This is a genomic window from Phenylobacterium sp. (assembly GCF_046291545.1).
Classification (GTDB): Bacteria; Pseudomonadota; Alphaproteobacteria; order Caulobacterales; family Caulobacteraceae; genus Phenylobacterium.
Map to the genome: position 1 here is coordinate 1 of NZ_JBKBSM010000020.1, position 20211 is coordinate 20211.

General features: G+C 71.4%; 21 protein-coding genes and 3 tRNA genes. 13 read left to right on the forward strand and 11 right to left on the reverse strand.

The genetic code is table 11. The features are described 5' to 3' along the window. The 3 genes from ACK4YQ_RS19015 to ACK4YQ_RS19025 all read right to left on the reverse strand — a co-directional run. Positions 1 to 121: GTP-binding protein (locus ACK4YQ_RS19015; protein WP_409613811.1), on the reverse strand; the 121-nt coding region annotated here is incomplete at its 3' end. A gap of 48 nt (positions 122 to 169) precedes the next feature. Next, positions 170 to 243: transfer RNA gene (locus ACK4YQ_RS19020), tRNA-Gly, on the reverse strand. A gap of 43 nt (positions 244 to 286) precedes the next feature. After that, positions 287 to 372: transfer RNA gene (locus ACK4YQ_RS19025), tRNA-Tyr, on the reverse strand. A gap of 135 nt (positions 373 to 507) precedes the next feature. Between ACK4YQ_RS19025 and rlmB the strand changes: the two genes are divergently transcribed. The 4 genes from rlmB to ACK4YQ_RS19045 all read left to right on the forward strand — a co-directional run bounded on the left by rlmB (position 508) and on the right by ACK4YQ_RS19045 (position 4428). Beyond that, positions 508 to 1305: a 23S rRNA (guanosine(2251)-2'-O)-methyltransferase RlmB gene (rlmB, locus tag ACK4YQ_RS19030; RefSeq protein WP_409613732.1), complete on the forward strand. Its 798-nt coding sequence runs from the start codon at positions 508 to 510 to the stop codon at positions 1303 to 1305. Between the two features lie 114 nt (positions 1306 to 1419). Next, a complete protein-coding gene (locus ACK4YQ_RS19035) occupies positions 1420 to 2628 on the forward strand; it encodes a hypothetical protein (protein ID WP_409613735.1) in 1209 nt (402 codons plus the stop codon). A 186-nt stretch (positions 2629 to 2814) separates the two neighbouring features. Then, positions 2815 to 3540: a TerC family protein gene (locus ACK4YQ_RS19040; protein WP_409613738.1), complete on the forward strand. Its 726-nt coding sequence runs from the start codon at positions 2815 to 2817 to the stop codon at positions 3538 to 3540. A gap of 108 nt (positions 3541 to 3648) precedes the next feature. Continuing rightward, on the forward strand, positions 3649 to 4428 hold the full coding sequence (locus tag ACK4YQ_RS19045) for a DUF2189 domain-containing protein (protein ID WP_409613741.1): 780 nt from the start codon (positions 3649 to 3651) through the stop codon (positions 4426 to 4428). Here the strand turns inward: ACK4YQ_RS19045 and ACK4YQ_RS19050 are convergent. Both ACK4YQ_RS19050 and metG read right to left on the reverse strand, forming a co-directional pair. After that, positions 4386 to 4826 (reverse strand): c-type cytochrome, encoded by a 441-nt coding sequence (locus tag ACK4YQ_RS19050; protein ID WP_409613744.1) that lies wholly within the window; start codon positions 4824 to 4826, stop codon positions 4386 to 4388. The genes ACK4YQ_RS19045 and ACK4YQ_RS19050 overlap by 43 nt on opposite strands. A gap of 70 nt (positions 4827 to 4896) precedes the next feature. Then, complete coding sequence (metG, locus tag ACK4YQ_RS19055; RefSeq protein ID WP_409613747.1) at positions 4897 to 6705, reverse strand: methionine--tRNA ligase; 1809 nt, start codon at positions 6703 to 6705, stop codon at positions 4897 to 4899. Between the two features lie 178 nt (positions 6706 to 6883). Here metG and ACK4YQ_RS19060 point away from each other — a divergent pair, with 178 nt between their 5' ends. After that, on the forward strand, positions 6884 to 7306 hold the full coding sequence (locus ACK4YQ_RS19060) for a DUF1761 domain-containing protein (RefSeq protein WP_409613750.1): 423 nt from the start codon (positions 6884 to 6886) through the stop codon (positions 7304 to 7306). On the opposite strand, the gene ACK4YQ_RS19065 is transcribed toward ACK4YQ_RS19060, so the two are convergent. From ACK4YQ_RS19065 to ACK4YQ_RS19075, 3 genes are all read right to left on the reverse strand, one after another. Further along, positions 7303 to 8178 (reverse strand): hypothetical protein, encoded by an 876-nt coding sequence (locus tag ACK4YQ_RS19065; protein ID WP_409613753.1) that lies wholly within the window; start codon positions 8176 to 8178, stop codon positions 7303 to 7305. The genes ACK4YQ_RS19060 and ACK4YQ_RS19065 overlap by 4 nt on opposite strands. Before the next feature lie 75 nt (positions 8179 to 8253). Then, on the reverse strand, positions 8254 to 8607 hold the full coding sequence (locus tag ACK4YQ_RS19070; protein WP_409613756.1) for a DMT family protein: 354 nt from the start codon (positions 8605 to 8607) through the stop codon (positions 8254 to 8256). 7 nt (positions 8608 to 8614) lie between these two features. Continuing rightward, on the reverse strand, positions 8615 to 10024 hold the full coding sequence (locus ACK4YQ_RS19075; protein WP_409613759.1) for an amidase: 1410 nt from the start codon (positions 10022 to 10024) through the stop codon (positions 8615 to 8617). A gap of 421 nt (positions 10025 to 10445) precedes the next feature. Here ACK4YQ_RS19075 and ACK4YQ_RS19080 point away from each other — a divergent pair, with 421 nt between their 5' ends. From ACK4YQ_RS19080 to ACK4YQ_RS19110, 7 genes are all read left to right on the forward strand, one after another. Further along, positions 10446 to 10871: a curli assembly protein CsgF gene (locus ACK4YQ_RS19080; RefSeq protein ID WP_409613762.1), complete on the forward strand. Its 426-nt coding sequence runs from the start codon at positions 10446 to 10448 to the stop codon at positions 10869 to 10871. A 13-nt stretch (positions 10872 to 10884) separates the two neighbouring features. Beyond that, a complete protein-coding gene (locus tag ACK4YQ_RS19085) occupies positions 10885 to 11943 on the forward strand; it encodes a CsgG/HfaB family protein (protein WP_409613764.1) in 1059 nt (352 codons plus the stop codon). Then, positions 11940 to 13937, forward strand: coding sequence for a hypothetical protein (locus ACK4YQ_RS19090; RefSeq protein WP_409613767.1), 1998 nt, complete (start codon positions 11940 to 11942; stop codon positions 13935 to 13937). The genes ACK4YQ_RS19085 and ACK4YQ_RS19090 overlap by 4 nt, the downstream gene beginning before the upstream one ends. Positions 13938 to 13998: 61 nt before the next feature. Next, a complete protein-coding gene (locus ACK4YQ_RS19095; RefSeq protein WP_409613770.1) occupies positions 13999 to 14799 on the forward strand; it encodes a hypothetical protein in 801 nt (266 codons plus the stop codon). A gap of 130 nt (positions 14800 to 14929) precedes the next feature. After that, positions 14930 to 15607, forward strand: a complete 678-nt coding sequence (locus tag ACK4YQ_RS19100) for a hypothetical protein (RefSeq protein ID WP_409613773.1) — start codon at positions 14930 to 14932, stop codon at positions 15605 to 15607. Beyond that, complete coding sequence (locus tag ACK4YQ_RS19105; RefSeq protein ID WP_409613776.1) at positions 15604 to 16308, forward strand: hypothetical protein; 705 nt, start codon at positions 15604 to 15606, stop codon at positions 16306 to 16308. Before ACK4YQ_RS19100 ends, ACK4YQ_RS19105 begins: the two co-directional genes overlap by 4 nt. Before the next feature lie 46 nt (positions 16309 to 16354). Continuing rightward, positions 16355 to 16427, forward strand: a tRNA-Thr gene (locus ACK4YQ_RS19110). Positions 16428 to 16433: 6 nt separating this feature from the next. Here the strand turns inward: ACK4YQ_RS19110 and ACK4YQ_RS19115 are convergent. Together ACK4YQ_RS19115 and ACK4YQ_RS19120 are read right to left on the reverse strand one after the other, a co-directional pair. Next, a complete protein-coding gene (locus ACK4YQ_RS19115; RefSeq protein ID WP_409613778.1) occupies positions 16434 to 17582 on the reverse strand; it encodes a site-2 protease family protein in 1149 nt (382 codons plus the stop codon). A gap of 147 nt (positions 17583 to 17729) precedes the next feature. Next, positions 17730 to 18149 (reverse strand): hypothetical protein, encoded by a 420-nt coding sequence (locus tag ACK4YQ_RS19120; RefSeq protein WP_409613781.1) that lies wholly within the window; start codon positions 18147 to 18149, stop codon positions 17730 to 17732. 107 nt (positions 18150 to 18256) lie between these two features. On the opposite strand from ACK4YQ_RS19120, the gene ACK4YQ_RS19125 reads away from it, so the two are divergent. Further along, a complete protein-coding gene (locus tag ACK4YQ_RS19125) occupies positions 18257 to 19201 on the forward strand; it encodes a 1-phosphofructokinase family hexose kinase (protein WP_409613784.1) in 945 nt (314 codons plus the stop codon). Here the strand turns inward: ACK4YQ_RS19125 and ACK4YQ_RS19130 are convergent. Then, entirely contained in the window at positions 19161 to 20195 is a 1035-nt protein-coding gene (locus ACK4YQ_RS19130; RefSeq protein ID WP_409613787.1) for a hypothetical protein, read from the reverse strand. The two genes, ACK4YQ_RS19125 and ACK4YQ_RS19130, sit on opposite strands and share 41 nt — an antisense overlap. Positions 20196 to 20211 lie beyond the last annotated feature (16 nt).

Here is a 20211-nt window from a genome sequence, read left to right on the forward strand (position 1 = left end):
CGCCCGTCTTCGCCAGCGTCATCGTGATCGCCGCCGTCAGAGTCGTCTTGCCGTGGTCAACGTGACCAATCGTGCCAATGTTGCAGTGAGGCTTCGTGCGTTCGAACTTCTCTTTGGCCATCGGGGTCCTGCCGGCGTTGTCCTTGAAATGAGGACTCTAGGGTTGGGGTGGAGCGGGTAGCGGGAATCGAACCCGCATCCTCAGCTTGGAAGGCTGCTGCACTACCATTGTGCTATACCCGCGGGGCGCGGGATCGCCGCTAATCTCCTCGTTCGTTCCAGCGCGTGGTGGGGGAAGTAGGACTCGAACCTACGAAGGCGTACGCCAGCGGATTTACAGTCCGCCCCCTTTGCCGCTCGGGACATTCCCCCGCGCGCTCGGAGCCTGGTCGGCGCTTCGGGCAAAAACCGCTCCGCCCGCGGCTGCGTCCGGTGCTAAAGCGCCGCCGCAGGTACGCAGACGGGACGGGATTTCGACCCGGGCCCCGATAAGGAGCGCGTCTTATAGTGTCGTCCCACAGCGAACGCAACGACGCCCGGCGAGGGAAAAACACGCGCGGTCCCGGACGCTTTCCCAAGCGCGCCGAAGCGCCGGCCGACGACTGGCTCTGGGGCTGGCACGCCGTGGCGGCGGCCCTCGCCAATCCCAGGCGGGCCAAGCCGCAGCGACTGCTCGCCACGGCCGACCGCGCAAGAGAGATCGAACGCCGCTTCGGCCGCCTGCCGGCCCTCGAGGTCGCCGACAACGCCCAGATCGCCCAGCGCCTGCCCCAGGGCGCCGTGCACCAGGGCGTGGCGCTGAAGGTCGAGCCGCTCGAATCGGCCGCCCTGGAGGACTTCGTCGCCGAACCAGGCGCGGTGCTGGTCATGCTCGACCAGGTCACAGACCCGCAGAACGTCGGCGCCATCCTGCGCTCGGCCGCCGCCTTCGGCGCCCGGGGGCTGATCCTGCAGGATCGCCATGCGCCCAGGCTCGCCGGCGCCCTGGCCAAGGCGGCCGTCGGCGCCGTCGACGCGATCCCGACCGCCCAGGTGGTCAACCTATCCCGCGCCCTGGAGTCCCTGGCCGAATCCGGCTGGCGCGCCGTGGGCCTGGACGGCGCCGCCGAGGCGAGCCTGGAGGAGGCGCTCGACGGCGGGCCGACGGTCCTGGTGCTCGGCTCCGAGGGCGAGGGCCTGCGCCGGCTCGTAGCCGAGCATTGCGACGTCCTCGCCAAGATCCCCATGCCTGGCGGCTTCGAGAGCCTCAACGTGTCGGCCGCCGCCGCGGTGGCCCTCTACGCCGCGACCCGCGCTCGCCCCTGAAGCGAACCGATACGCGCGGACGCGCGCGGGCTTTTGATTTCGGCGCGCCGTCGTGATCATGTCGCGCGGGGGCAATGCAGGCGGCGAATCCGCCGCCGACGGAGAGCGAATCTGATGACCGACCGCGCCGCGCCCCCAGTCCGTGCGCCGACGCCCTTGGCCGCCCGCTTCACCGCCCTCAGCCTGGCCGCGACCCTGGCGGCGTGCTCCCGGGCCATGGCGCCGGAGCCGGCGCCTGCGCCGCCTCCGCCGGCCGAGGCGCCGCCGCCCCCGCCCCTGCTCGGCGAGGCGCCGTCCGATGCGCCGCGTCCGCCGGACGAGACCGGCCTCTTGGGCGGCCCGCCCGCTCCGGGCGCCGAAGGCGGCGCGCCGGCCTCGGCCACCATCCGCTTCCGCCGGCCCGACGGGGTGGTCGTCTCGACCATGGAAACCATTCCGGACGAGCCGGCGCCCGCCGCGGCGCCGGCGGCGCAGCCGCGCCCCCGGGTGACCGGACGCCTGCGGAGCGACGGCAGCGTCAAGGTCGCGGGCGTGGCCCCCGTCGTGCGGCCCGCTCCGCCCCCGGTCACCGCCATCCCGCCGGTGGCGCCCGCGCCGCCGCCCGCGCCGCCGGCCGGCGAGGTCGCAAAGGCTCCCGAAACGCCCTTCGTCCACGACCTGCCCCTGCCGCCGCCGGCCGATCCGACCCTCGCCGCCCTGCAGGGCGCGCTGGTCGGGGCCGAGGGCGTCGGCGCGCGCCTGCAGGTTCCGCCGTCCACCGCCAAGGGCCTGCCGGGCGTCGTCGAGTTGCGCCTGCCCGCCGGCCTTCTCTCGCGGCTGAGGGCCGAGGCCGCCAAGCTCGGCCTGGGCGAGGCCGCCCGCACCGCCGAAGTCACCGCCGAGCTGAACGGCGCCGGCTACACGATCGACCCGGCGTCGCCCCAGACCTCGTCCCTCGCCTCGGACGAGGAGATGGTCTTCAACTGGCGCGTCACGCCGGGCGCGAGCGGCGAGGCCAGCCAGCCCCTGAAGGCCGGCGCCGAGATCGCCCTGACCGGCGACGGGGCGGCCCGGCGCTTCTCGGTCGCGGCTCTGGAGCAGACCCCCGCCCCCGCCGCCGAGCCGGCGCCCGCCGCCTCCAGCGCCGGCCAGACCCAGGCCAAGTGGGCCCTGGCCGTGATCCTGGTGCTGATGGCCGCCCTGGTCCTGGCCGGCGTCTGGCGCACCCACAAGGAACGCCGCCGCGCCGAGGCCGAACGTCGCCAACGCGAGCGCGCCGCCGCCGCCTTCGCCGAACCGACGCCGCCCCCGACCGCCGAAACCAAGGCCGCCGAGCCCGCCTGAGAGGGGGGGACGTCGGTCGTTCAGGACAGCCCGGTGGTCAAGCGCCTCTGCGCCGGACCGGCGTAGACCTCCCGTGTCGCCGCCCGGGCTTGCCCCCGCCGTCTGCGTCGCGCAAAGAGCGGGGGACCCATCCGTCGACGGCGTCGCTCGCGCGACGCCCCATCCCGGCCAGACCCGCGAGAGGCGATGATCGAACAGTTCCTGAACCCCGACAGCGGCCAGTGGGCGGCGTTCTCCGCCCTGGTGCAGGTGCTGCTGATCGACCTCGTGCTGGCAGGCGACAACGCCGTGGCCGTCGGCCTGGCCGCCGGCGGGCTTCCCGTCGAGCAGCGGCGCAAGGTGATCCTCTGGGGTCTGGCCGCCGCGGTCACCCTGCGGATCGGCTTCGCCCTCGTCACGACCCAGCTCCTCGGCATCATCGGGTTGATGCTGGCCGGCGGCCTGCTGCTGCTGTGGGTCTGCTGGAAGATGTGGCGCGAGCTGCGCGCCCAGGCCGCGCACCAGGAAGCCGAGGCCGAGGCCACCTTCGAGAACACCGGCCCGCCGGTCCGCCCGGCCAAGTCGTTCCGCAGCGCCCTCATGCAGGTGGTCGCCGCCGACGTCTCGATGAGCCTGGACAACGTCCTCGCCGTCGCCGGCGCGGCGCGCGAGCATCCGATGATCCTGGTGTTCGGCCTGCTGCTTTCGATCGCCCTCATGGGCGTGGCCGCCAGCTGGATCGCCCGCCTCCTGCACCGCTTCCGCTGGATCGGCTACGTGGGCCTGCTCATCGTGCTCTACGTCGCCCTGCACATGATCTGGGACGGCCACCGCGAGGTGGTCGCCGACCTGGGTCAGGCCGCCGCCTACAACGAAGCGATGCCCAAGGCCCTGGAGATCACTCCGCAGGAGGCGGCCGGCGGCGGCCACTGACCGGCTCCGCTGTCGCTCGCCGAGCTTCGCCTTGATCTGGCTCAATGCGGTCCGCCGCGCCTGGCGCACGCTTTTACGAAAGACGCCGTCAGAGCGAGGGAGGATCAGGTGCAGCCAACTTTCGGCCTGCCCGCCGTCAACCGTATCGGAATGGACGCCCCTTGGCGCTGGCTCGCCGGCGGCTGGAGCGATCTGTGGCGCGCCTGGCGCCCCTGCCTCGCCTATGGCCTGGGCCTGGCGGTCTTCAGCCTGTGGATCACCTGGGTGTTCGTCGCCTCAAACGCCGCCTTCTGGGTCCTGGCCCTCACCTGCGGGTTCGTCTTCGTCGCGCCGATGCTGGCGATGGGGCTCTATGAGGCGGGCCGCCGGCTTGAGCACGGCGAGGCGCCCACCCTGCGCGCCATGCTGTTCCTGCCCCAGGCCGTGCGCCAGGACGTGGCCTATCTGGGCCTGGCGCTCCTGACCATCTACTTCCTCTGGGGACGCATCGCCCAGGTGGTCTACGGCCTCTCGACCTTCGTACTTCACCACACGGTCAAGGACTTCGTCGCCTTCGCCCTGGGAACCCAGGACGGCCACGCCATGCTGGTCGCCGGCTCGGCCGTCGGCGGCGTGATCGCCTTCTTCACCTACACCCTGGTGGTGGTCGCCGCCCCCATGCTGCTCGACAGCCGCGCCAGCGTATTCGCGGCCGCGGCCACCAGCTTCCGGGCGGTCAGCCTGAACTTCGCCCCCATGCTGCTCTGGGCTGCGATCATCGCCGTCCTTACGCTGTCGACGGCGGCCACCGCCTTCACGGCCTTGATCGTGGTGTTCCCCTGGCTCGGCCTGGCAAGCTGGCGGGCCTATCGCGAACTGGTCGCCGAGCCCGCCGCCGCCCCCGCCTGAGCCGGCGACAGCGCCGCGCCCTGGCGGGTCTGGATCGATTTCAGATAGGCGATGATGGCGTTCACGTCCTCGGGCGGAAAGCTGAACTCCGGCATCTGCGGGTGCCCGGTCAGAATGCCCTCCGCCAGGGCCTCGGCCAGGGTCTCGACGGGATAGCGCGTCCCCAGCTCGCGAAACGCCGGGGCCGCCGGGTTCGGACTGGCGTCCCGCAGCCCGACCGCGTGGCAGACCCCGCAGTTGCGCCGCACCAGCTCGCCGCCGCGGGCCGCGTCGCCCTCTTCCGCCGCCGCCCCGCCGGCCGCGCCGAACAGGAGTGCAAGGGCAAGAAGGCCCCGCCTCAGCGCCCTGGGCGCCGCACTGCGCCCGCCGGCCGCCGAAATCGCGCCGCTCGCCGTCATCGTTCCTCCCCGGACATGGTCGCCGTGATCATGGTCTCACGGGCGTCCCCGCCTGTGAAGCTGGCGCGGCTCAGGCCGCTTCGGGTCCGCCGAACCTGGCGACCCACTCGGCCACCTGGGCGTCCTCGACCTTGCGGAAGAGCACCTCGGGCGCGGCGACCGGCCGCCCGGCCGGCAGCAGCGACAAGAGCGCCGCCCCGTCTCCCTCCGGCCAGGGCGCCGTCGCCGGCTCGCCCACCGCCGCGGCGATCTTCTCGCAGGCGAAGGGAATGAACGGCGCCGACACACGCGCGAACAGGGCCACCAGGTTCAGGCCGGTGCGCACGGCCACGGCCGCGCGGTCGCGGTCGGTCTTGATGGCGGTCCATGGCGCGGCCTCGGTCAGGTACTGGTTGCCCAGCACCCACAGCTGGCGCAGCGCCTGGGCCGACTTGCGCATCTCCATCGCTTCCATCAGCTCGCCGTATTCGGCGAGCTTGGCGGCCACGTCCGCGTAGAGCCGGGTCTCCAGTTCGCCCGGCTCGCCGCCCTCGGGGACCACGCCCTCGAAGCGGCTCTCGGCGAACTTGCAGATGCGATTGACGAAGTTGCCCAGCACGTCGGCCAGATCGGCGTTCACCTGCGCCTGGAACTGTTCCCAGGTGAAGGTCGCATCCGAGCCCTCCGGCACGTTGGCCATCACCCACCAGCGCCAGTAGTCCGCCGGCAGCAGCTCCAGGGCGTGGTCCATGAAGACTCCGCGCTTGAGCGAGGTCGAGAACTTGCCGCCATAGTAGTCGAGCCAGTTGAAGCCCTTCAGCCGGTCCACCAGCTTCCACGGGGCGTTCGCCGCCGGGCTCCAGGCGCCGTCCGCGCCGAGACGTTCGTTCTGCCCGATCAGGGTGCAGGGAAAGCCCACAGTGTGGAACGGCACGTTGTCCTTGCCCATGAACTCCACATAGGTCACGTCCGCGGCGGCGGGCTCGCGCCACCAGCGCTCCCAGTCGGCGTCGCTGGGCGTGCGCCCTTCGGCGGCGGCCCGGGCGTCGGCCCATTCCCAGGTGGCGCCGATGTACTCGATCGGCGCGTCGAACCAGACGTAGAACACCTTCCCCGCCAAGCCCTCGGCGTCGGGCCGCGCGCCGTCCGGGTTCGGCCCCCACTCTGCGGCGTTCACCGGCACGCCCCATTCCAGGTCCCGCGTGATCCCGCGGTCCTGCAGCCCCTCGTCGAGCCACTTCAGGGCGATGGACGTGACCAGCAGCGGCCACTCGCCCTTCTTCGCGTCGATCCAGGCCCGCAGGCGGTCGGCGAACAGGCTCTGGCGCAGGAACAGGTGCTTGGACGGCCGGATCTCGATGTCCGTCGAGCCCGAGACCGCCGAGCGCGGATTGATCAGGTCCGCCGGGTCCAGCACGCGGGTGCAGTTCTCGCACTGGTCGCCGCGCGCCGAGGGATAGCCGCAGTGCGGACAGGTCCCGATCACGTAGCGGTCCGGCAGGAAGCGCCGGTCGGCGTTGGAGTAGACCTGCTGGGTCACCCGCTCCTCGATGAAGCCGTTCTCCCACAGGGTCTGGGCGAAGCGCTGGGTCAGGGCCCGGTTCTGCGGCGAGGACGAACGTCCGAAGTGGTCCCAGGACAGGCCGAAGCGGGCCCCGAGCTCGGCCTGAACCTCGTGCTGCTGGGTGCAGAAGGTCGCCGGGTCCAGCCCCGCCTCGGCGGCGGCCAGCTCGGTGGGGGTGCCGTGCTCGTCGGTGGCGCAGATGTAGAGAGTCTCGCGTCCCTGAGCCCTTTGGAAGCGGGCGAACACGTCGGCGGGCAGCATCGAGCCCGCCAGGGTCCCCAGGTGCTTGATCCCGTTGATGTAGGGCAGAGCGGAGGTGATCAGGATGCGGGACATGTACGGCTCGGCAGGCTGGCGCGAAGGCGGGCTTATATGGCCATCGCCGCCAAACGCCAAAGGCCGGGCGGCGCGAACCCCTGGCCTTCCGCTACGGAAGGGCTAAGCATTCGCCAAGGAGGGCGGGGCGGCCCCTCCCCCACAGCGACAGACGCCGCCCGATCGGGGAGGTCGTATCATGCTGAAGGACGTCAACTGGCTGGCGATCGTGGTGGCCGTCGTGCTGCTCGAGATCGTCGGCTACGCCTGGTACGCGTACCTGTTCGCCGCGCCCTGGACGGCGAGCCAGAGCTTCACGCCCACGGGCGATCCCAATGTCTCCATGAGCATCGGCGTGGTGATCACGCTGATCCTGGTCGTGGGCCTTTCGTGGGCGCTGCGACGGCTGGGCGCCGCCGGCCTTGGGGCGCACCTGGGCGGGGCCTTCGCCCTCTGGTTCTTCTTCGACTTCACCACCATGGCGATCGACTATGTCTACGTCGGCCACCAGCCGCTCTTCGTGGCGATCAACATGGGCTATCAGCTGGCCGCCTATCTGATCGCCGCCGCGGTCCTGGCGCTCATGCCCAGGAAGGTTCCGGCCTCCACGGCCGCCGCCTAGGCGCCGGCGCGCCGGATCGGCCCCTTCGCGGCCGTCTCCATGCACTGGGCCGTCTCCGATAGGGCGTGTCGGCCCAGGCAGTAGATGTCCTCGTAGGCCGGTCCCGCGCTCGCCAGGCACTGGTGCAGGTTCAGCTTGGCCAGGCGCAGGCACTGGCCGCTGCGCGCCTCGTCCAGCAGGGGCCGCGCACGCGCCGCCTCGCCCAGGACGCTGAGCGCCGCCACGGCGGTCCCGCGCACCGCCACGGGGCCGGCGGGCCCGCGCCCACGCCCGCCCTGCCCGGCCGACGCGTAGAGCGCTTCAGGGCTCGAGGCTGGCGGCGTGCGGCCGGCCGCCTTCACCCGCGCCAGCCGTCCGCGCGGGTCCGGCGCCGAGGCCTTGGCCCAGGCCTGGCGTTGGGTGGAATAGGAGGCCTTGGTCGCCGCCTGACCGGCGCGCACCACGGGCGCGGCCTGGCGCGCCAGGGCTGCGCTCGCCCGCGCCGCGGCGGTGCGTCCCCCCGGCACGTCGAGCACCGCCTGGGGATTGGCCGCCAGCCGCCGGGCAAGGCCCGGCCGCGCGCGCTCGGCCTTGCGCACCCCATCCACGAACGCCTTGTCCTGCAGCGCGGCGGCGGCGGCGAAGGCGACCATGCCCCGCTCCAGCGACTTGGGCTCGTAGGCGGCGGCCACCTGCAGGGCGCGGGCGACCTCGCCGGCGCTGGCGAACTGCGCGTCCACCTGCCCCGCCGCCCTGGCGTAGCCGTCGAAGGTCAGGGCCTGCGGCTCGATGCGGCGGTCCAGCCGCGCCTGCCCGCCCGAGCGCTCGGTCCCGCCGGCGCATCCGCCCAGCACCAGCAGCGCAGCCAGCGCTGCGACGATCTTCCGGTCCATTCTTGCGGCCCTCTCGTCCAGGAGCCCCCGGACGCGATTCGGCCGCCGCATGGTGAAGGAAGCGTTAGCGCCGCCTCAGAGCGGCCCCTTGAAGACGAACAGGGCCCCGGCCGCGATCAGGGCGAACCCGATCGCGTGGTTCCAGGTCAGCCGCTCGCCCAGGTAGGTGACCGAGAAGACGGCGAACACCGTCAGGGTGATCACCTCCTGCATGGTCTTGAGCTCCGCCGCCGAATAGGCGGCCCGGCCGATCCGGTTGGCCGGCACGGCCAGGCAGTATTCGAAGAAGGCGATCCCCCAGCTCACCAGCACGATCAGCCAGATCGGCCGGTGCTCCACCTTCAGGTGCCCGTACCAGGCGAACGTCATGAAGACGTTCGAGGCCACCAGCAGCAGAACGGGGGCGATCGCCGCCCAGGCGATGGGCATGGCGGCGTCAGAGCGTCGGCCGCCTGTCGAACCAGGGCCGCGCCTGCTCGAGTTGGCCGGCGAGGCGGTAGAGCAGCGCCTCCTGCCCCATCTTGGCGACGAACTGGGCGCCGATCGGCAGACCGTCGCTCGTCCAGTAGAGCGGCACGCTCATCGCCGGCTGGCCGGTGTTGTTGAAGGCCTGGGTGTTGGGCATGAAGGCGAACAGCCGCTCGGTGTAGCGGCGCGGGTCCTCCGTCAGCCAGCCGATCGGGATCGGCGGGCGGCCCAGGGTCGACAGCAGCAGCACGTCGTAGGACTGGAAGAGGCTGGCCATGGTGCGGGTGAAGGCGTGCAGGTGCTGGATCGCGCGCACGTACTCCGAGCCAGTAACCGCCTTGCCCCGCTTGTACATGGCCATGGTCAGCGGCTCGACCTCGTCCTCGCCGATGGCCGAGCTGCGCCGCTCGGCCTCGGCGTCGAGCAGCGCGGCGATGGAGGCGGCGATCACCATGCCCGCCGCCTGGCTCATGCCCTGGAAGTCGGCGTGCACGTTGATCTGTTCCAGCTCGTGGCCGAGGGACTCGCAGACCGCCGCCGCCTCGTAGACGGCCGACACGCATTCCGGGTCGATCTCGGGCGTCATCAGGCCGCCCGGGGTGAAGGCGATGCGCAGCTTGCCGGGTTCGCGCGTCACCTCCTCCAGGAAGGGCCGCTCCGGCGGCGCCAGGAAGTAGGGATCGCCCGGGCGCGGCTGGCAGACCGCGTCCAGGAGAGCCGCGCTGTCTCGCACCGATCGGGTGATGGCGTGGGCCACCGAGGCGCCGCCCCAGCCTTCCCCCTGCGGGGCGAACGAGACCCGTCCGCGCGAGGGCTTCATGCCGAACAGGCCGCAGCAGGACGCAGGCGTCCGAATCGACCCGCCGCCGTCGCTGGCGTGAGCCGCCGGCACGATGCCGGCCGCCACGGCCGCGGCCGCCCCGCCCGAGGAGCCGCCGCAGGTGCGCGTCGGGTCCCACGGGTTGCGCGTCGGGCCGAACAGTTCCGGCTCGGTCACCGCCGTGAGCCCGAACTCGGGGGTGTTGGTCTTGCCGAAGATGTTCAGCCCCGCCGAGCGGTAGGCCGAGACGATGGCGTTGTCCTCGTTGGCGATCGCGCCCTTGAAGACGCGCGAGCCCTGGCTGGTGATGGTGCCGTGAAGCTGGGCGCCGAGGTCCTTCAGCAGGAACGGCACGCCGCCGAACGGCCCGTGCGCGGGGATGTTCGTCGCCTGTCTGGCCCGCTCGGCGAAGGTCTGGGTGACGGCGTTGATCTTCGGGTTGACCTCCTCCATCCGCGCCAGGGCCGTCTCAAGGAGCTCCTCCGCCGAGACCTCTCCCTTGGCCACGAGCTCGGCCAGCCCCAGGGCGTCGTAGCCCGAATAGTCCCCGAAGTTCATGCGACTCCTCCCGTCCGTCGCCGGAGGGGAGCACAGCCGCGCCGCGATGCAAACCACCGATGAGTCGCGCGCCCCGCCCCCGTGAGGCCGCTGTGCCAGAATCGCACGGCCTATCGCCGTTGCGAAACACCTGACGGGTTAGCCCCAGAACCCGACAAAGCCGAAATACGCCCTGAATCCATGTGACATTTCGCTTACGAGGTGAATCCTTTGGTTAACGGCGGCGCATCGCCCGAGTGTCGCGACAAAGAGCGACGAAGGGCCTGCGGCGCCGCACGCGGCCTGACGAGAAGAGGGGTGCAGGGTTAATGCGCCGGGCCTTCGGGACTGACCATCCCGTCCGGCCTGCGGCTTGCTTTGCCTCTCTCGATCCAAACCGGCGCGGGACAGTCCGCGCAGGGCGCAATGTCGGGTGTTTGAAATGAATTGGCGTACAGACCTTCGCATCGCCTTGGCCGCCGGCCTGGCGCTATTCGGCCTGCCGGCTGCGGCCCAGGACCTCAGCTACACCCCGATCAATCCGAGTTTCGGCGGCAACCCGTTCAACTCCTCGCACCTGCTTGGAGTGGCCGGCGCCCAGAACGACTACAAGGAGCCGACGACGGCGACCTCCCAGGCGGACCTGTTCTCCCGCCAGCTCCAGTCGCGCCTGCTCTCCGCCCTCGCCTCCCAAGTCACCGACGCCATCTTCGGCGACGATCCGCAGGACAGCGGCACCATCACCTTCGGCGACCAGACGATCACCTTCGTGCGCTCGCTGGATTCGGTGAAGCTCTCCATCAGCGATGCGGCCACCGGCACGGTGACCGACATCGAGATCCCCACCTTCGTCGACGTCACGGGCTGAGGGAGGGCACATCATGCGTCACCTCCTGATCGCCGCGCTCTGCGCCGCCCTCGGCGCCTGCGCCTCCACGACCGGCCCGTCGCAGACCGGCCTGATGACCTCCGCGCCGCGCCTGGGCGTCGCCACGTCCAGCCAGGAAGCCCTGGCGGGTCTGCCGCCGCCGGCCCGCAAGGTCGCCGTGGCCGTCTACGGGTTCAACGACCTGACCGGCCAGTTCAAGCCCTCTGAGACCGGCCAGACCCTGTCGCGCGCCGTCAGCCAGGGCGGGGGCTCGATCCTCGTCAAGGCGCTGCAGGACGCCGGCGGCCGCTCCTGGTTCACGGTGGTCGAGCGCGAGCGCCTCGACAACCTCCTGAAGGAGCGCCAGATCATCAACGAGATGCGCGCGCGCTATCTGGGCGAGCGCAGCGTCAACGTCGACGCCCTCCCCGCCATGCTGTTCGCGGGCATCATCCTGGAAGGCGGCGTCGTCGGATTCGACACCAACACCATGACCGGGGGCGCGGGCGCGCGCTTCCTGGGCGTCGGCGGCGACGTGAAGTACCGCCAGGACACCGTCACCGTCTATCTGCGCGCCGTCTCCGTCCGCTCGGGCGAGGTGCTGGCCTCGGTCACCACCTCCAAGACCATCGCCTCCCAGGCGATCTCCGGCTCGGCCTTCCGCTACGTGGCCTACAAGGAGCTGCTCGAGGCCGAGACGGGCGTCACCTTCAACGAGCCGGACCAGCTCGCCCTGCAGCAGGCCATCGAGAAGGCCGTCTACGCCCTCGTGATGGAGGGGGTGGAGCTCAAGCTTTGGGACTTCGCCGATCCGATCGGCGGGCTCATCGCCCTGGACCGCTACAAGCAGGAGCGCGCGGGCCTGCTCTCCGCCGAACAGGTGGAGAAGCTGCAGCGCCAGGACCGGCGCAACGCGCCGGCGCGCACCACCGAAACCGCTTTCGCACCGCGTACGGGCAGGCCGCAGGGGGTGGCCGAGCCCGTCGCACAACAGGCGCGGGATTCAACCCCCCGCGGACCGACTGCCGCCCCGGCTGCGCCGGGTGGGCGAACTGGGAGAACTAGAGGATGAAATTGAAGATCTTGGCCGGGGTTTCCGCCCTGGCCCTGCTGTCCGCGGCGGGTTCCGCCTGGGCTGCAGGCAGCCAGTCCACGGTGACGCAGAGCGGCGACGACCAAGTCGCCATCGTCGCCCAGGACGGCGGCGACAACGGCGTCGCCAACATCGTGCAGTCCCTGCACGACAACAAGGCCGACGTGACCCAGAACGGCGCGGGCAACAAGCTCACCGCCGACCAGAAGGGCTCGGAGGTCGCCACCGACCCGTCCAACCTGCTGACCTCGGTGCAGGGCGGCGTGGACGGCGACATCACCGTCAATCAGAAGGGCGACAACACCGCCACTCTGGACCAGCTGAGCAACGCCGACACCGAAGTGGTCGTCCTCGACCAGGACGGCACGAACACGGCGGTGGGCTCGCAGGACGGCACGAACGAGCTGGCCACGGTCACCCAGAATGGCGCGGCCAACCTGGCCACCTTCATGCAGACCGGCTCGAACGGCGACGCCACGATCAAGCAGAACGGCGCCCGTAACGACGCCACGGTGACCCAGGCGGCTGACAACGGCTCGGCGACCATCGAGCAGGGCCCGCAGCTGTTCGGGACCTCCGAGGACAACATCGCCACGATCCTGCAGTCGGTCGGGGCGGACAACGCCTACGCCCGCACCCGCCAGACGGGCGACGACAACGTGGCCCATGTGGCCCAGTCGGGCGCCGGCGCCAGCTCCGAAGTCCGCCAGCGCGGCGACGACAACTTCGCCGACGTGAACCAGAGCGGCGCCGACGCGGATTCCGACGTCGACCAGCTCGGCGACGACAACAGCGCCACGGTCATCCAGACCGCCGGCGCAATCTCGGAAATCGACCAGAACGGCTCGGACAACACCGCGTCGGTCGCCCAGGACGGGGACGGCGACGATTCCACCGTCACTCAGAACGGGATCGACAACCTGGCCGAGGTCGCGCAGACCGACCACTTCGGCGTGTCGGGCGACAACACCTCGACCGTGAACCAGTTCGGCTACAACAACCGCGCCGACGTCCTGCAGGAAGGCAAGGAGAACCTCGCCTCGATCCAGCAAGGCGGCCCGCCGCCGATCGGCGACAACCTGGTCGGCGACAACAACAACTACGCCGAGATCCACCAGCACGGCGCGCGCAACGACGACCAGATCCGCCAGAACGCGGACAACGCCTACGCCCGCACCAGCCAGACCGGCTCCGACAACAAGATCCGCGTCAGCCAAGGCGCGCCGGACACCTGGCTCGATGAAGGCGGCGACAACGCCCGCACCGTCGTCGACCAGAACGGCCATATGAACGACGCCGAAGTCACGCAGAAGGCGGACTGGGTCGAGGCCTACGTCGGCCAGAAGGGCTCGAACAACGAGGCCACCGTCCTTCAGGAAACCGAGTCCCAGGGCGCCTACGCCTACGTCTGGCAGTTCGACGCCAGCGACAACAAGGCGAACATCTTCCAGAACGACGACTCGACCGCCTACATCTACCAGATCAACCATGGCGACGGTAACGAGGCCGACATCCAGCAGAACCTGGGCTCCGTCGGCTCGCTGGCCACCATCACCCAGCAGGGCGACGACGGCTACGGCCAGGTCATCCAGTCGGGCGCGGCGAACGTCGCCTCGATCCTGCAGAACGGCCTGTCCAGCGGCGACTCCGCCACGATCCTACAGTACGGCGACTCCGGGAAGGTCGACGTCACCCAGAACGGCACGGACAACACGTCCCTGGTCACCCAGGAAGTCAGCTCGCACTCGGGCGAAGTGACCGTCGACCAGTCGGGCGCCGGCAACGGCTCGACGGTCCTGCAGAAGGGCGGCTCGTTCAACGTGGCCACCGTCACCCAGTTGGGCGACCTCGGCGTCTCGGACATCATCCAGGATGGCTCGGACAACGAAGCGACGGTCACCCAGACGACCGACGGCGCCAACTCGGTCGTCAACCAGGTCGGCTCGCTGAACGTCGCCACCGTCACCCAGTAAGGCTCGGGGGCGCCGCCGCCCTGCGGCGGCGCCTTTGATCTCTGATCAAGGATAGAAGACCATGAAGAAGTCCATCTTCGCTTCCGTCGCCGTAGCCGCTCTGATGGCGGCCGGCGCGGCGTCGGCGGCTGGCAACTCCTCGACCGTCAATCAGTCGGGCACGGGCCAGACCGCCACCGTCGAGCAGTCCCTCGGCTCCAACGGCCTGTCGACCATCGACCAGACCGGCACGGGCCAGGTCGCCGACGTCACCCAGGGCGTGACCCCGGGCGCCGACCACAACACCTCCGACATCGACCAGGCCGGCGCCGGCAACCTCGCCGACGTCAGCCAGGACGGAACCTGGAGCAGCTCGGACATCGACCAGGCCAACAGCGGCAACAAGGCCTATGTGACCCAGGTCGGCACGGGCCTGGCCGTGGGCGACGTCAACGAGGCGGTCATCGACCAACTCGGCAGCATCGACGCCACCGCGACGATCCAGCAAACCGGCTACGGCAACTTCGCCTCGTCGGTCCAGGGCGCCACGGGCCTGACCAACTCGGCGACCATGACGGGGAACAACAACACCTCGTTCATCCGCCAGAACACCGGCGCGCCGATCGGCGACACGCCGAACAACTCGGCGACCCTCACGGTGGTCGGCGACAACAACTACTCGGAAATCTTCCAGGGCGAAGGCACGCCCTCGGCGCACGACAACACCGCCACGGTGGAGCAGCTCGCCGACGGCAACTTCTCCTACGTCTACCAGAACGGCGTGAGCGGTCTGGCCGAGGTGAAGCAGACGACCGACGGCAACACCTCCACGGTGTCGCAACTGGCCGGCAGCACCAACGCCCAGGCCTTCGTCACCCAGTAACCGCGGCGGCCGGCGCCTGCGCCGGCCTCTGCCCTCGCCTCGCCGCCGAACCTCGGCGACAGGCGCGGGTTTTCATTCCGGCCCGGCGCGCCCTGCGGCGCGCCGGGCTCCGGACCAAGGACAGGTTCCCATGCTGCGCGCACGCCCCCTCCTCCTGGCTTTGAGCCTCGGCCTCGCCGCTTCGGCGGCCCAGGCCCAGTCGGTCTACATTGAGCAGGTCGGGACCGGGAATACGGTCAGCATCAGACAGTCCGGCGAGGACAACGGCGAGGGCCCCCTCGGCGGGCGCGTGCGCCAGACCACGGAGTCGGCCCTGGCCTCCGTCAGCCAGACGGGCGCGGACAACGACTTCCTGATCGACCAGTCGGGCGCCGGCGCGCACGAGGCGGCGATCGACCAGACAGGCGCGGAGAACCTCGCCAGCATCGCCCAGGCGGGCGGCGCGGCGAACATCGCCTCGATCCTGCAGTCCGGCTTCGGCAACCGGGCCGCCGTGGCCCAGACCAGCCAGGCGGTCGGCAACACCGCCTTCGTCTCGCAGTCCGGCTCGGAAAACGTCGCCTCGGTCGATCAGACCGGCGACGGCAACTCCGCCTCCCTCACCCAGGCCGGCGCCAACAACACCGCCAGCTTCACCCAGGTGGGCGACGACAACACCATGGCGGCCGTGCAGAACGGGGCCAACAACAGCCTGTCCCTCGCCCAATACGGCCAGGGCCTGTCCACCCCCACCGTCACCCAGAACGGCGACTCCAGCATCTCGGTCACCCAGACCATGATGGCGCCGCTGTTCCCCGCCTCGCCGTGAGCCCCCTCGCCCTGGGCCTGGCGCTCGCCGCCCTCGCCATGGCGGGGCCGGACCAGGCGCAGATCGACCAGGTCGGCGCGCCGGACGCCCCGGGCGCGGCGGCCAGCGAGATCGGCGGGCTGCAGGTGGGCGAGACGACCAGGAAGGTTGAGCCGGCCCTTGCGCCGCCGGCGTCCGGGCCGCTCGACCAGCTGAACACCGAGCCTCCCCGCGCCGCGGCCGTGGACGATGCGCCGGTCTCCGCGCCCTTCGAGCGCCCCGAACAGCTCAATCGCCAGGCCGCCACGGCCGAACCCCCCGAAGGCCCCCCGACGCCCTGGCCTCGCCGGGCCACGGTGGAGGCGATCTTCGGCGACCAGGACGCCTGCGACCCGGCCAATCCCGGCGCGGCCGAAGATCCGGCCTGCGCCGATCGGATCGAGACCCGCGCGGCCGACTTCGCTCCGCCGCCCTCGGCCGAGGACAGGCTGCTGGCCGAGCCGACGGAGTCCGGGTCCGACGCCCGCGCGGCCGCCCGTCGACTCGCCGACGGCGACGTGCAGGACTCACAGGCGGCCGAGGCCTACGTCTTCACGTCCGGCATGACGCCGCCGGCCGCCGCCGCGCCGCCTTCCACCTCTCCGGAAACCCAGAAGGCGCTGGACGCCGCCACCCAGCTGCTCGGCGTGCTGCCCGCCGGCGCGGTGGTCACCACCCGCTGAGCCGCTTGCGCCGACGCCAAAGGCCGGTCAAAACCCGCATGGGCATGCCGGCTTAGCTCAGATGGTAGAGCAACTGATTTGTAATCAGTAGGTCGCGGGTTCGATCCCTGCAGCCGGCGCCGGCCCTATGAGGTCGCCGGTTCGAACTTCATCGCCAGGGCCAGGCGCTCCACCAGGTCCTGCAGGGTGACCAGGCCCATGAGCTGGCCGCGGTCGACCACCAGCATGCGGGCCCCGCCGCCGCGGCGCATCCGCTCGAGCACCGCAAAGGCGTCCTCCTCCGGGCGGGCCTGGGCGACCGTTTCCAGAGGCTTGCAGACCTCGCCCAGGCTGGTGTGCGCCCACTGGTCCCTGGGGGTCTTCAACAGGTCGTCCGGCTCGACCACCCCGATCAGCCGGTCCGCCTGAACCACCGGGTACATGCCGTGATGGCTGGCGTAGAGCCGGAAGTTCACGAAGGAATCAATGGTCATGTCCGCCGGAGCGGTCTCCACCCGCCGGGCCATCACCTCCGACACCGGATGCCCGCCCAGGCGCCGCCGCGCCTCCATGTCGGACAGGGAGCTCTTGGCCGCCGTGCGCAGGAAGAGGCCGATCAGCACCCACCACAGGCCGCTCGCCAGTCCGCCGGCCAGGGCCAGGGCCACGCCGCCGACCATCAGCAGGACGCCGAAGCCCATGCCGATCCGCGCCGCGATCCGCGTCGCCCGGTCGGCCTGTCGCGTGACCATCCAGATCACCGCTCGCAACACCCGCCCCCCGTCCATGGGAAAGGCCGGGATCATGTTGAACAGGGCCAGCACCAGGTTCAGCGTGCCGAGGTAGGCGAAGGCGCCGGCGAGTTCCGGCGCGCCGCCGCCGGCCTTGATCGCACCTGCGGCGAGGCCGAACGCGAGGCCCAGCACCACGCTCAGAGCCGGGCCGGCGATCGCCATCAGGAGCTCGGCGACAGGCGCCTTGGGCTCCTCGTGCAGTTCCGCCACCCCGCCGAACAGGAACAGGGTGATGCGGTCGACCGACAGGCCGTAGGCGCGTCCCACCAGCGTGTGGGCCAGTTCGTGCAGCACGATGGAGACCGCCAGGCCGATCACGGCGACGATCGCCATCAGCCAGTAGCCGGACCTCGGCAGCCCCTCGTAGAGGACCGGAAAGGCGCCCGACGCCAGCGACCAGGCGATCAGCAAAGCCACCAGGACCCAGCTCACATGGACGTTGATCTCCACCCCAAGCAGGCGGAAACGCAGCACCGAACCCTTGTCGCTCGCCTGGTCCATGGCTTTCTCCCGGCGCGCATCGGGCGAGGTGGGCGCCCGTCGAGCCGCCCTGCACGCACTGAACTCAAGATAGGCGCTCGCCCGCCCGCAGGCGACCCTGGCGGAACGGCGCGACGGCGTCTTTGAGCCAGCTCAACCGAGACGTGATCAGGCCTGGGCGATCACGCCCAGGATCAGGCCGATCCGACCCTCGCCCCACATCGGCAGCAGCAGGCGCTCGCCCGCCTCGCCGCGGTACAGGCTCGGTTCGCCGCTCTCCACCGTGGCGCTCGCCTGGGACAGGAGAAAGCCGAACGGCTCGGGCAGTTCGCCCTCCCCCAGGAATGCGCCTTCCAGCTCGACGCCCAGTCGCGCCTTCAGCGCCGGGCCGACCATGCCGACGCGGAACCGCTCGGGCTTGTCGAACACCTCCAGCGTGAAGGCCTCGCTCTCCAGGTCGCCCAGATCGGAGGGCTTGAAGTCGTCCCAGAACGGCATCGTCGCCGCGCCCCGCAGCAGCCCCTCCCAATAGGCGCGGGCGCGGGCCAGGTCCGGCGACAGGGTCTTGGGGGCGGCGAACGGATGCATGCAAAGCCTCTCTGACGACTACGCCGGGTGTGGCCCAAACCAGCGCCCGGCCCTTTGATCGGGGTCAAGGCCGGACTCGGGCCCCGACGTTGGGCTAGGTTATGCCGGTGAAACCCAGGATCGTCACCCTCACCCTGAACCCCGCCCTCGACGTGGCCACCAGCGTCGAGCGCGTTCAGCCCGTCCACAAGCTGCGCTGCGCCGAACCGCGCTTCGACCCCGGCGGCGGCGGGATCAACGTCGCCCGAGTGGTCCGACGCCTCGGCGGCGACGTCCTGGCGGTCTTCCCGGCCGCCGGCGCCACCGGGGCGCGCCTGGCCGCGCTGGTCGAGGCCGAGGGCGTGCCCGCCGCCCCCTCCCCCGCCGCCGGCGAAACCCGGGAGAGCTTCAACGTCATCGACCGCACCGACGGGGCGGAGTACCGCTTCGTCCTGCCCGGACCGGCGCTCGCCCCCGCCGAACTGGAAGCCTGCGTTTCGGCGGCGCTGGCGGCGAGCAGCCCGGGCGGCGTCCTGGTCGTCAGCGGCAGCCTTCCCGCCGGCGTTCCGCCGAGCCTCATCGCCGACCTCGCCGGACGGGCCCGCGCCGCGGGCCTGCGCCTGGCGGTCGACACCTCCGGCCCGGCGCTCGCCTCGGCGCTCCAGGCTGGCGTCTTCCTGGTCAAGCCGAACCTGAAGGAGCTCTCCGATCACCTCGGCCGCGCCCTGCCCGACACCGCCGCGCGCCTGCAGGCCAGCCGCGACCTCATCGCCGCCGGCGCCGCCGAGGTGATCGCCCTCACCCTCAGCGCCGAAGGGGCGCTGCTGGTCACGCGCGACAGCGCCTGGTCGGTCCCGGCGGCGCCGGTCCAGCCGGTCAGCACGGTAGGCGCGGGCGACAGCTTCCTGGCCGGGCTGATCTTCGGCCTCGCGCACGGGCGTCCGCCGCAGGAAGCGCTGCGCACTGCTGCCGCCGCGGGGGCGGCCGCCCTGCTGGCGCCGGGTACGGCCCTGGGCGAGGCGGAGGACGTGTTCAGCCTGGCCGAGCAGATCCGTCCTGCGGCGGTTCCCTGACCGGCGAGGCGTTCAGCAGCGACAGGCCGATGGCGCGATAGCGCGCCGCCTCCTCCAGTTCGCCCGCCTCCACCGCCACCGCCGTCCGCACCGCCGCGCGCAAGGCCATGAACAGCGGCAGCAGCGGCCTTGCGGCCTCCGGCTCGGCGGCCATGGCCCAATAGCGGCGCTCCGCCGCCTCGGCCAGGGCGTCCATCCCCCTGGCCCGCAGGTCCAGGATCAGGAAGGCGATGTCGTAGAGCACGTCCGCCGTCGCCAGGGCCGGATCGAACTCCAAGGCGTCGAACGGGGTGGCGCGCCCCTCGAACAGGCAGATGTTGCGCAGGTGCAGGTCGCCATGGCCCCGACGCACGAATCCCGCCTTGCGGCGCGCCTCGATCAGCGGCGTCAGGCGCCGGACCTCGTGCTCGATGGCGGCCAGGAGCGGCTCGGAGGCGGGCGACAGGTCCAGCGCCGCCGCCGCTTCGGCCTCGGTCCGGCGCAGGCCCTCGACGATGCGCAGATAGTCCACCGCATGGCCGGCTTCCCGGTGCGGCTGCAGCCGCGCATGATAGCCGGCGACGGCGTCGACCGCCTCGGTCACCAGCGCCTCGGTCAGGCCGCCGGTGTCCGCCAGTTCCGAGAACAGCGCCCCGTCGGCGAACCGCTTCAGGCGCACCAGCCAGTCGACCGCCTCTCCGGCGCCGTCCAGGACGAGCCGACCGTCCGCCTCGCGCGTCACCGCCACGACTCTGTCGTAGAGGCCAGGCGCCAGGGCGGCGTTCACCGCCAGCTCCTCCTCGCAGGCCGCCTTGCGCGCGGCCCGCGTGGACATGTCCGCGAACGGATGCGTCACCGCCCGCTTCAGCTTCAGCACCTGATCCTCGCCGATGAACAGGTGCGACATGTGGGTGTCGATCCGGCGCATGGGCGCCGCTTCGCCGGCGATGCGGCCCGTCTCCAGGGCCGCCACGACCGCGGCCTGCTCGGCCGCCACCTCAAGCGTCTGGCTCATCTCTCAGGCTCCCGAT